7 protein-coding genes are annotated in these 11,700 nt (G+C 59.8%); 1 reads left to right on the top strand and 6 read right to left on the bottom strand.

Annotation, left to right across the window (positions count from 1 at the left end; translation table 11 throughout):
* Positions 1 to 798, top strand: a 798-nt coding sequence (locus GRI69_RS06730; protein WP_160726291.1) for an IS110 family RNA-guided transposase, incomplete at its 5' end; no start/stop codon positions are given.
* Between the two features lie 711 nt (positions 799 to 1,509).
* Here GRI69_RS06730 and xth read toward each other — a convergent pair.
* From xth to ku, 6 genes are all read right to left on the bottom strand, one after another.
* The gene (xth, locus tag GRI69_RS06725) at positions 1,510 to 2,286 is read right to left on the bottom strand and encodes an exodeoxyribonuclease III (protein WP_160727481.1); all 777 of its coding nucleotides are present in this window, start codon (positions 2,284 to 2,286) and stop codon (positions 1,510 to 1,512) included.
* Between the two features lie 340 nt (positions 2,287 to 2,626).
* Positions 2,627 to 3,994, bottom strand: coding sequence for an efflux transporter outer membrane subunit (locus tag GRI69_RS06720; RefSeq protein WP_160727480.1), 1,368 nt, complete (start codon positions 3,992 to 3,994; stop codon positions 2,627 to 2,629).
* On the bottom strand, positions 3,991 to 7,092 hold the full coding sequence (locus GRI69_RS06715) for an efflux RND transporter permease subunit (RefSeq protein WP_160727479.1): 3,102 nt from the start codon (positions 7,090 to 7,092) through the stop codon (positions 3,991 to 3,993). Before GRI69_RS06715 ends, GRI69_RS06720 begins: the two co-directional genes overlap by 4 nt.
* Positions 7,082 to 8,164, bottom strand: coding sequence for an efflux RND transporter periplasmic adaptor subunit (locus tag GRI69_RS06710; RefSeq protein WP_160727478.1), 1,083 nt, complete (start codon positions 8,162 to 8,164; stop codon positions 7,082 to 7,084). The genes GRI69_RS06715 and GRI69_RS06710 overlap by 11 nt, the downstream gene beginning before the upstream one ends.
* A 134-nt stretch (positions 8,165 to 8,298) precedes the next feature.
* Positions 8,299 to 10,815, bottom strand: a complete 2,517-nt coding sequence (gene ligD, locus GRI69_RS06705; protein WP_160727477.1) for a DNA ligase D — start codon at positions 10,813 to 10,815, stop codon at positions 8,299 to 8,301.
* Positions 10,816 to 10,817: 2 nt separating this feature from the next.
* The gene (gene ku, locus GRI69_RS06700) at positions 10,818 to 11,660 is read right to left on the bottom strand and encodes a non-homologous end joining protein Ku (protein ID WP_160727476.1); all 843 of its coding nucleotides are present in this window, start codon (positions 11,658 to 11,660) and stop codon (positions 10,818 to 10,820) included.
* Positions 11,661 to 11,700: the final 40 nt, after the last annotated feature.

Below are 11,700 nucleotides of genomic sequence, written 5' to 3'. Positions count from 1 at the left end.
CCAGCTTACGTAAAGCCGTTCGTGAAGCGCCAGAAGAACGATGCTGCGGATGCCGAGGCCATCTGCGAGGCGGCGCAGCGCCCGAGCATGCGGTTCGTGCCAGTAAAGACCGAAGCACAGCAAGCAGCCGCGCTGGTGTTCCGGGCCCGCGACCTGCTGGTCAAGCAACGCACGCAGATCAGCAACGCCGTTCGCGGTCACATGACCGAGCATGGCTGGATCGCGCCGCAAGGCCTGGCGCACATGAAGAAGCTGGCCGCACTGCTTGAGGATCCCGACGCGGTTCCCGAGAGCGCACGGCCGGTACTGGAGATAATGCTCGATCAGATGGCAGTGCTCAGCGAGCGCATTGCCGAACTTGACCGGGAGATCGCCCGGCGTGCCCGCGAAGACGAGACCGCGCGGCGGCTGATGACGATCCCGGGCATCGGACCGATCACGGCAACCGCGATCACCGCACTTGCACCTCCGCCCGGCACCTTTGCCAAGGGCCGCGACTTTGCCGCATGGGTCGGGCTTACACCGCGCCAGCACTCGACCGGCGGCAAGCAGAGGCTCGGCGCGATCTCGAAGATGGGCGAGCGAACGCTGCGGCGGCTGCTGATCATCGGCAGCAGCGCGGTCGTGCTCCAGGCAAGCAGGCGCGGCGCACCCGCGGGATCGTGGCTGGAACAGATGATGGCGCGCAAGCCGCGCATGCTGGTGACGGTGGCGCTCGCGAACAAGACCGCGCGCATCGTCTGGGCAGTGCTGACGAAGAACGAGGATTACAGGGCTCCGGTCTCGGTCGCGGCGTAAGCCGGGCCGGACCAGAGGTCGCCGGAAGGACGTAGGCGGACGAAGGAGAGTATGGCAAAACAGTCGGCGAGACGGGACCGGAAGAACCAGGGCTTTCCACCGTGCTTCATCAGTACGCTGAGGGTGATGTGGTTCCGGTCCGCGAACTCCCATACGGGCCCGCAGCACGAAAAGCTGCACCAGGAGGCCGGACAGATGGCAGCATCCGACTACGTGCCAAACCTCTCAAAATACCGCTTGCATCCTGCGGGGCGTCCACAGATGGGAAACCGACATGCCCGTCAATATCCCATCATCCGAGGCACGAAGCTTTGCCACCAGGCCGATCCCCAAAGCAGGTTTACCGCCAAGGCGCCCGGCACAAATCCAGCAAGCCAAACAATATATGCACGATGAATCATGGAGAGCCGCTCGAAATCTCGAGTTGGTTTGATTTATATGCCCTGAGGTCCGAGCCAAATTGGCACTTCGCTGCAGGTGTCGCGATGTATGTAATCTTCATCGCTATCGCCCTCGTGCTTTTGTGGGCGTGCTCACTGCAATTGCAGCGATGGCTCTTCTGGCGAAATCGCATCTAGCAAGCGTCCGCAAGGGCGTCGGAAGCGGAATGGCCGTTTTTCGGCGGAAAAAGTCTGAAGCGGACTGTCTTACGGTACCATATTGGAAGTTCGTTTCCAGAGCGGGCGTGGGGTGTGCTTCTAACTCTAACAGCTAGATATCTGAAAGCTCGATCCACACTGGGGCGTGATCGCTGGTCTTTTCCCAGGCCCGTACCTGCAAATCGACACCCGCGCCCGCCAAGCGGCCAACCAGACTTGGATCAAGAAGAAAATGATCGATCCGCAGCCCGGCATTTCTCGCAAATGCATTCCGCAGGTACTTCCAGAAAGTGTAAATTGTCTCGTCGGGATGAAGCATTCGAATGGCGTCGGTCCAACCTTGGTCAACCAGCCGAAACCAAGCCTCTCGTACCTCTGGCGCAAATAACGCGTCATCCACCCACCGCTCTGGTTTGTAGACATCTAACTTAGTGGGCATTACATTGAAATCACCGGTCAAGACTACAGGAAGGCCGGTATCCAGCAGGCTGCGAGCGTGCTCTGTGAGCTTTTCGAACCAGCGCATCTTGTATTCAAATTTCGGGCCGGGCCGGGGATTCCCATTCGGCAGATAAATCGTGCCAATCAGAACTCCGTTTACTGCTGCCTCGAGATAGCGGCTTTGGTTGTCGTCAGAAATCCCGGGCAAGCCGCGACGTGTCTCGTGTATTTCGCCTACGCGTGTCAATATTGCGATACCGTTCCAGCGAGACTGTCCATGCCAAAGAGCCTCGTAGCCAACCGCCCGGATTGCCTCTGACGGGAAGCGGTCGTCGGGAGATTTCAGCTCCTGAAGGCAAACGACATCCGGACGCTCTTCCTGAAGCCAGCGCAGCAGAACCGGCAACCGGCCGTTGACCCCGTTCACATTGTAGGTCGCAATCTTCACGCTACAGGAGTGGAGTAGCGCATCAAAGGTTCCGAAGACAGGGCATGCTCAGCCAAAGCCGGAGATACAAGTTTTCTCGGCTACTTGCGCAATCCCAACGCCGAAGGCTGAAGAACAACTAGCGATGACATCGCTGGTTGCAGGGATGCGACGCTAGATCTCCACCACGGCTGTAGTGGTACACCGTTCAATGCGAGCCCCCGCAACCACCGTCACTCCAATTTTAAGTTAGCAGTTTCGCGATCAGCGAAGGCGATCCGTCGTCGATTGCTTTGGCGTGGAAGCGGAATGCGCCATAATGCTAATGGTGCATGTGCGGCAGTCTCACATACCGTTCCGGTCAGTTGAAATCCTCAGTCGAACTCGCAGCAGCCGAGTGAAGTGCGATAAATGCATTGGCTATGGCCGCCTCATTGTCCAGTTGCGACTGTCTGCTGCTTATGAGCTGGCGCTGCGCATCTAGCACATCGAACAAAGACGCCAGACCCTCGCGGTAAAGCGCGTTGGACTGTTCGAGCGCGGTCTCGCTTTGTACGATGGCTTCTTCCAGCGACGCTCCCCTTTCCCGATATGCCCTGATGGCTACCAGCGCGTTTTCTGCCTCGCCAAGTGCGCGCAGGAATGCCTGCCGGTATTCAGACAGGCTAGCATCCAAGTCTGCCCGCGCAGCGGTCACTTCCGCTCGCCGACGTCCACCGTCGAACAGGGGAAGGTCCAAAGCCGCCCCCAAGCTGGCCAGAAAACTGCCGAACAGTCCGTCGATGGTTCCGTCACCTAAAAGGATCGAACCAGGAATCACAAGCGAGGGCCTCAGATCCGCCTGCTCTATGCCCACTTCCGCAGCAGCGCGGAGCACACGGGCTTCCGCAGCCAGAATATCTCCCCGTCGCCGAAGTAGGTTCGCGGGTGTGCCGATGGCGGGACCGGCACTGTATTGCGGTATTGTGACAGCATTTTCAGGTGACATGATTGCGAGCGTTCCCGGGGGCTCGGCCAAAAGGATTGCTAGTCCATGCTCGGCTTCGGCACGGGCTATTTCTATCAGTCCCAGCCGCGCCTCGGTCTGGGCAAGATCGGCAGCCGCGCGGCGGACATCCAAGTTTGCCGCCAAACCTGCTTCAAAGCGCAAGTTGACGATCCGCAGGGTCTGTCTTTGCAGCTCGGTTGACTGTTCGAAGAGCTCTAGTTGCGCCCCAGTCCGGCGATATTCGACATACTGACGCGCGATTGCGGCGGCAACGAGCCGTTGTTGGTCAGCGCGCAGGTAATCCGCTTCTGCATAGCTCGCCGCAGCTGCGCGGATCTCCGCTGAAAGTCGTCCGGATAGGTCGAGATCGAAGCTCCCCAAGAGTCCGGCACTCGCTGTGACCGGACTATTCCCTTCGGTCAATTCCAGGTCTGCTTCTCCGGAACCATCGATGCTCGGAAGTCGGTCGGCCCATTCGGCGCGCAGGAGGGCCTCCGCAGAAAAGACTCTGTCGCGCGCTGCAGCGATCTCGAAATTGGCTCCGAGGCCCCTTTCAACAAGTGCGGCGAGTACCGGGTCTCTGAAACCATTCCACCAAGCCTCGTCGAGACCAGCCGGGGGAAGCTGTTCCGCGTAGGTGGCGGGGGCCGGAATGTTTGCTGCCGGGACCTCGATAAGCGAGGTAGCACACCCGGAGAGAAGCAGGGCGGACGCAGTGATCGTCAAACGAGACACGGTCATGCCGGTGCCATCGTCATGTCTTCGTCGATATCGTCAATCTCCTCCTGAAGCCTGGCCAGATCGACACTTCTCGGTTGCCCGAACCGCGCCACGCCAAGATAAATAACTGGCGTGAGGAAGAGCGTGAAGACGCCTGCTATCCCTAGCCCTCCGAAGATCACCCACCCGATCGATTGCCGCGCTTCGGCGCCAGCACCTGATGCTAGGATCAGGGGTACTGCGCCGAGTACCGTCGAAATCAGCGTCATGGCGATGGGGCGCAGCCGGATCGCCGCAGATTCTTCTGCCGCTTGGCGGAGGTCACGCCCTTGGTGGCGCAACTGGTCGGCAAACTCCACGATCAGGATTCCATTCTTCGCCATCAGTCCGATCAACATCACCAGCCCGATCTGGGAATAGATGTTGAGGGAGATTCCGGACAAGAACAGCGCCAGAATGGCTGCAGCCAATGCGAACGGCACCGTCAGGAGGACAACCAGCGCGCTGGTCACGCTTTCGAACTGGGCGACGAGGACCAAGAAGACGATCACCAGCGCGAACATGTAAGTGAGCAGAACGTCGTCAGAGGTTTCCGCGAGCGTTTCTGCGTCGCCTTGCAGCAGCAGGTCGATGTCGTCGGCGACGGATTCGGCAGCGAGCCGCTCGATTTCGGCTACCGCCTCCTGAAGCGGGACACCGGAGGCGATGGTGGCTTCGACCTCGATTGCACGCCTTTGCTCAGTGCGATCGAGTTCGGCTGCGACACCCTGCTCGACGATCTGCGTCAGGCTCGACATCGGTACGAGCCCGCCGCCTTCCGTGCGCACATAGAGATTCCTGAGGTCCGACGGGTTGGTGACCGACACCGCTTCGGAAGTCAGGAAAATCGGCACCGCCTGATCTCCGATGTTGAGATCGACGATATCGTCACCTCCTACCATCGCGCGCAGGGTCTGCGCCACATCGTCCAGTTCGACCCCGAGATCGGATGCCCGCTGGCGGTCAATTCGGATCGAAAGTTGAGGCTGGGTTGGCTGGTAGGAGATATCCGGGTTCGACAGGATCTCGGACCGGGTGTCGATTGCATCTCCCAATGCCAGCGCGGATAGATAGATATTTTCATATTCGCCGCCGGTAAGCGCAACCTCGATGTTGCCCCCGCCGCCGCCGAAGCTGAGCGTGCCGCGACCTCGCGCATTGGTGCGCGATCCGGGAATTTCCTGCAACGGTTCGTTGAGTTCGTCGACGATCTCGGTCTGGCTGCGCTCCCGCTCATCCCAGTCTGCTAATTGCGTAGTAACCCGCACACGATTGGGATCGTAGCGGCCTACGATCGAAAAGGTGCTCTGGATTTCTCCGCTGTCCAGATAGGGCTGGAGAACTGCTTCAACTTCATCGAGCTCGCGATCCATGAAATCGAGACCCACGCCATCCGGACCGGTCGCGTCGACTTCGATGACACCCCGATCCTCATCGGGCACGAGTTCGCTCTCGAGCTCAGTGAACAGCAGGCCCGTAAGCCCCGCAAGACCAGCCGCACACCCAACTACGAGTTTACCGTGATCCAGGCACCAGCTCAGCATTTTGGCGTAACGGTCTCGCGCCGTCGCTCCCCACTTGGCCAGTCGGCCACCATCACCATTCTCGCTTGTAAGATCGAATTTCGCGGAAAGTGCGGGCACGAGCGATAGCGCTACGAAGGAGGATATGAGGACTGCCATAGACAAGACAAAACCGAATTCCCGGAACAGGCGTCCTGCCTCTGAAGGCAGAAAGCTGATAGGCACAAACACGGACACCAGCACCGCAGTGGTCGCAACTACTGCAAAAAAGACCTGGCGGGTCCCCACGACCGCGGCGGCCCGTCGGCCTAGCCCCTTGTTTTGCAATCGCTGCGTATTTTCCAGCACGACGATGGCATCATCGACTATCAGTCCTGTCGCGAGCACCAGTGCCAGAAGCGTGAGCAGGTTCACCGAGAACCCCATTATCCAGATACCGGCGAGGACGCCGACAAGCGCCACGGGGATGGTCGTGCTCGGAATAATTGTCGCTCGCCACGAGCCGAAGAAAACCAGCATGGTGCCGATCACGATGATTATCGTGAAACCGAGAGTGATCAGCACTTCGCGCACGGATATCTGAATGAAGTCCGCATCGTCGGAAACGACGCTGATCGAAATGCCCTCATAGCGTGCGTTCACACGCTCTACCGAGTCACGGATGGCATCGGAAATCTGGATCGTGTTGGAACTGGCCTGACGAATTACGCCAAGTCCAACGATTGGTCGTCCATCCAGACGAACGAAATTGGTGGCGTCCGCCGGTGCCAGCGTCACTTTGGCGAGGTCGCCGACGCGTGTGGTTCCGGACACGATAACGTCGCGTAGCTGCTGTGGATCGGTAGCGCTGGCTTCGGCCCTGACAACCAGCTCCTGCGCATCGGAACGGAAGGAACCAACCGGCACGTCGTAGGGTGCGCGTTCCAGGGCCTCAGCCACATCGCTCATTGTCAGTCCGAACCGGTTGAGACGAGCCGGATCGATCGAGACCCTCATTTGCAGAGCACGCGTGCCGAACTGGTCTATGCTGGCAACGCCTTCCGCGGTGAGCAATTCGGGGATCACGTCGTTCTCCACGACGCGGGTCAATTCCGCTTCTCCGTATTGGTCACTGGAGACTGCAAGGATCATGATCGGTTGGGCGTCGGCATCCGCCTTGACGATATTGACCTGTTCTACGCGGTCCGGAAGCTCGCGCGTCACGCGGCTCACGGCCTCGCGTACGTCGGAAGCTGCGGTATCGAGATCGACACCGGGATTGAATTCGGCACGAATGCGAGAGTTGTTTTCCTCGCTGGAGGAATTGATCTGACGTACACCCGTAACGCGCGCCACGGCGTCTTCGAGGATACTCGTTACCTCGCTATCCATCGTTTCGGGTGCCGCGCCGGGGAGAGTGGCGGAAACCGATACAATCGGCCGATCGACATTCGGCAGTTCGCGCACTTCAACGCCGGCGAACGCCGCAAGACCGGCAATCACGATCAGCAGGTTCAAGACCGCTATCAGCAGCGGCCGTTTGACCGCGAGCAGCGGCAGGTCTGCCTTATCCGTCATCGCCGGCCTCTGCTGGGCGTACGTTGACATCAACTTCCGGTTCGTTCCGCGCATTTACGAGCCTGATGTCCTGACCGTCCCTGATTTTCTGGACACCCTCGATAACCACGTTGTCCTTCGTCCCAAGCCTGCCATCGACCAGCGCAAAACCTTCGCGCCGGGAGGTGATTGTTACGGGAATGCGCTGGGCTTTGCCGTTGCGGACGACAAAGAGGTACGAGCCTTCTCCGCCCCAGACGATCGCTTCCTCTGGCACTGCGGCGCGCGAGGTATCGTTGCGTGTGAACTTCACCCTAAAGCTCATGCCGGGCCGAAAACGGTCGCCCTCGTTCGGAATGACGGCGCGCGCGATAAAATTCCGGCTGTCGCGCGACACGCTGCTGTCAGTTGCAACGATACGGGCATCCATCGTCGAATCCGGCGCAGAGAACGCCGCGACCTCCACAGTCTGGCCTTCGCGCAGCGAAGAGAAAACCTCCTCCGGTGCCGGAAAGTCGATGTAAAGCCTGCTCCGCTGATCGATCTGGGCAATCGGTGTCGCATCGTTCACGCGATCTCCTGTATCGATCTGCGTCAGCCCGATATGCCCGGAGAACGGGGCCCTAACCGTGCGGTCTGCCAGCGCGGTCTCTGCCTGGCGCAAATTGACCTTTGCGGATGCCAGGGCCGTTTCTCCGGCCTCGATCTGGCTTTCGGAAATAGCGCCGGTATCTTCGATCCTGCGATATCGGCCGAGAAGCTGTTCGGCCTCAAGAACCTGAACGCGCGCGGCCTCGACGGCCAGCCTTTCCTGGCGGGCATCGAGTTCCACGAGCGGTTGTCCCCTGCGCACGTACTCGCCGGCCGAGAAAAGTACGCGGATGACCCGCCCGGCGCTTTCCGGGAAAATCTCCGCAGAAGTTACCGCACGGGCCGAACCGATCGCTTCCACTTCGGTCTGTTCCGGCAGGAATCGCAGAGTTTCCGCAATAACGGGCACGGGCTCCTCGACACGATCCTCTTCGCTCGGTGAACACCCAGAAAGGAACATGGCACCGACGACTGCCAGCGACACAGAATAGCTTTTGCCCATCAGCGGGGCGTAGCGACCTATTCTGCGAACCTAAAGCTATAACATTTGAGGATTTATCAGTCAGAGTAATCGGGTGAAATAAGTCGGGGACCGAAGTTTCCGATGTGACGATATTCCGGTGACCCACTTCGGGTTCAAAGGTCTGGCAGTCTCTGATCCGCAAAGCCCCAGCCTTGCAATGCCTTCGTCTGCGATCGGTCGAGCAAAACCGTGGTATCGCCGATTGAGTAGGGGTGGGCGTGGTCCATATCCTTCAGCTCGTTCCAGGAAATGGGAATAGCAACTGGCGCACCTGAGCGCGCACGCGCCGAATAAGGAAGCACAGCTGTCGATCCTCGCTGGTTCCGCAGCCAGTCGATAAATATCCGGCCCTTTCGTTTCGCCTTGCTCATATTGGCAGTGAAGCGTTCGGGTTCGGCAAGGCTTAGCGCCTCGGCGAAGCGCTTGGCGAAATCCTTGTGCTGCTCCCAGCTATGTCCCGTCGAGAGTGGGACAACCACGTGAACTCCCTTTCCGCCGGACAGCAAGGCAAAGCTGGTAAGCCCCAGATCAGCCAGCTTGTCATGTATATCTCTGGCTGCTTTCTTGACCTCATCGAACCCCAATCCTTCGTCGGGATCGAGATCGAAGATCATCCGGTCAGGCGCCTCGACATCATCCGACCGCGCACCCCAGCCGTGGAACTCGATCGTGCCCATCTGGACGCACTGGAGCAGCCCGCGCTGATCATCGACAAACAGGTAGTCCTCGTGCCCTCCGTCTTTTTCGCGGATGGGTACGTGGTGGACTGCGTCGCCGAAGGTCCCGCTGTCATGCTTCTGGAAAAAGCACTTCTTCGCCCGGCCTTGCGGGCAGCGAACGAGGCTTATCGGGCGTCTGGCAGCGAAGGGCAGCATCAGCGGGGAGAGGGCTTCGTAATAGTCCGCCATCTCGCCCTTGGTCTGGCCGCTGTCGGGGAAAATCACCCGGTCGCGGCTGGAAATCTCGACGGGCTTTCCTGCGCCCGGACCGGGCTTCGCCTTCTCCGGCTTGACGCTGGCCGCATCCTTGTCTTCGCGCAGGCCGAGGAAGCTTGCGTGGCGCACGTTCCCGTCGGCGGTGAATTCCGCAAAGGCGATTTCCGCGACCAGTTTCGGAGTGATCCAGGTCACTCCGCGGGAAGAGGTGCGGTCCACATGCGCTGCAGGGGTCTTGCGGATCAAGCGCTTCATCGAGGCTGAAACGCTGTCGAGATCGTCCGATGCAAAGCCTGTTCCGACATTGCCCTTGTAGACGAGCTCGCCGCCCTCGTGCTGGGCGAGAAGGAGCGATGCAAACGGGCGGCCCTTCGCGCTCGATTTCTTCCAGCCGATGATGACGAATTCCTGCCGCCGGGTGCATTTGACCTTCACCCACGACTTGCTGCGACGAGAGGAATACCTTCCATCGACGGTTTTGGAGATGATCCCTTCCTGCCCGGCATCGCACATGGCCCGGTAGAGCTTCTCGCCGGCACCCAGGACGTGTTCGGCAACGTGGATCGGCGCTTCGGCCTTTCCGAGCAGCGCTTCGAGCCGTTCCTTGCGCTCGACATTGGGCAGGCCGGTTAGGTCCTCGCCGTCCAGTTCGAGGAGGTCGAAGGCGTAAAGAGCAAGGCGGTCGGAGCCGGTCTGGGATCCGTGACCTCTCTTCAGGACCTTCTGCAGGCTGGAGAAATCCGGATTGTCTTTGGCATCATAGGCGACGATCTCGCCGTCGATCAGGCAGGCCGGGAGACCGAGACCGGCGATGGCCTCGACCAGCGGGCCGAACTTGTCGGTCCAGTCCTTGCCGTTGCGCGTATAGATGCGGACCTTGTCGCCCTTCGCCGCGACCAGCGTGCGGTAACCGTCGAACTTGATTTCGTGCATCCACCGATTGCCTGCGGGCACCGCGTTAACCAGCGTCGCGAGCTGGGGCTTGCGGTATTTCGGCAGCGGAGCGGGCTTGCGGCGCTTCGAGGTGCCTTTTTTCGCGTTTCGCTGCGAAGCCTTCTCCATCTGGGCGAGAAAGGCGCCGTTCTTCTTGCCCGCGAGCGAATATTCGCCCTCCTTGTCCGCCGCGATTTCGGCCATGGATCGGCCGGTGAGTACGCTGGTGAGTTCGCGCTGCACCAGCGCATCTCCCTCTTCGGCGGTTTCGTCCTGCAATTTGCGTAGCAGCCAGTTTTCCCGCTTTTCCTTGGCCTTCTTCTTCAGGCGGATGAGCAGCCATTCCCCCTTCATCCGTTCGCCATCGAGGCGGAAATGGAGATGCCCCTTGTCGAGGTCCTTCGCGCTCTTGCCTTCGACTGGCTGCCAGCTTCCCCGGTCCCAGAGCATGACCGTGCCGCCGCCGTATTCGCCTTTCGGGATCACTCCCTCGAATTCGGCATAGGACATCGGATGGTCTTCGGTGCGCACTGCGAGGCGCTTGATATCGGGATCGGGCGAGGGACCCTTCGTCACCGCCCAACTCTTGAGCACGCCATCGACCTCCAGCCTCAGGTCCCAGTGCAGGCGGGTCGCGTCGTGCTTCTGGACGATGAAGAGGTTTCCGTGCTTGCTGCCCTTGCTTTCGCCCGCAGGTTCCGGAGTGCGCTTGAAATCGCGCTTGGCATTGTATTCGCCGAGGGCATCCTTCGCACCCGCCATGACTAGGCCGACTTCTTGCTCTTGGCAGCCTTCGTGGCCGCCTTCTTTGGCTTGTCCTCACCGACCGATTTCTTGAGCGCCGCCATCAGGTCGATCACATTCGAACCGCCGGATGTATCCTGCTCGTCCACATCCTCGATGATCGCCTTCTTGCTCTTGGATTTCGCCTTTTTGTCGATCAGCTTGCGCAGGGCATCGACGTAGCGGTCTTCATATTCGCCCGCATCGAACGGCGCGCTTTTCTGTTCGATCAGCGTATTGGCGAGTGCCAGCAGTTCCTTCTTGGGCCTGGCATCGTCGATCTCCTCGAAGAATGCCTGCCCCTGACGCACCTCGTCGGCATAGCGGAGGGTTTCGAGCAGCAGGCCCTTGCCGCAGGGCTTGATCGCGACGAGTTTCTCGCTTCCCCGGACAGAAAGCTGGCCGAGCGCGACCTTTTTCGCCTTTCGCAAAGCTTCGCGCAGCACGATGAAGGCTTCTTCCGCGAGCTCGTCCTGCGGGGCGACATAATAGGGTTTCTCGAAATACAGCGGATCGATCTCGCAGGCGTCCACGAACTGCACCAGCTCGAGCGTGCGCTTGCTCTCGATCTTGACCGCCTCGATCTCGTCTTCCTCGAGCAGCACGTAATTGCCCTTGGAAATCTCGTAACCCTTGATGATCTCGTCGCGGTCGACGGGGCCGATCCCGGGGACCACCTTCTCATAGGAAATCCGTTTGCCGCTCGGTTCGTGGATCTGGTTGAAGCGGATCTTGGCGCCCGATTTCGTGGCGGAATAGATCTCCACCGGTATCGAGACCAGCGCCAGCCTGATCTGCCCCTGCCAATATGCGCGTGCCGCCATAATTCTTCCCTTCGCCATACAAGCGAGCAAGACGGAAAAT

The organism is Qipengyuania vulgaris, assembly GCF_009827325.1.
In the GTDB taxonomy this organism is placed as follows: domain Bacteria; phylum Pseudomonadota; class Alphaproteobacteria; order Sphingomonadales; family Sphingomonadaceae; genus Qipengyuania; species Qipengyuania vulgaris.
The sequence above is the reverse complement of the archived record's forward strand: the minus strand, read 5'-3'. Positions and strand labels throughout refer to the sequence as shown.

Bases quoted from the DNA above. Each gene is read 5' to 3' on its own strand.
- GRI69_RS06720 (WP_160727480.1), bottom strand. From the start codon at position 3,994: ATGACCGTGTCTCGTTTGACGATCACTGCGTCCGCCCTGCTTCTCTCC.
- GRI69_RS06715 (WP_160727479.1), bottom strand. From the start codon at position 7,092: ATGACGGATAAGGCAGACCTGCCGCTGCTCGCGGTCAAACGGCCGCTG.
- GRI69_RS06710 (WP_160727478.1), bottom strand. From the start codon at position 8,164: ATGGGCAAAAGCTATTCTGTGTCGCTGGCAGTCGTCGGTGCCATGTTC.
- ligD (WP_160727477.1), bottom strand. From the start codon at position 10,815: ATGGCGGGTGCGAAGGATGCCCTCGGCGAATACAATGCCAAGCGCGAT.
- ku (WP_160727476.1), bottom strand. From the start codon at position 11,660: ATGGCGGCACGCGCATATTGGCAGGGGCAGATCAGGCTGGCGCTGGTC.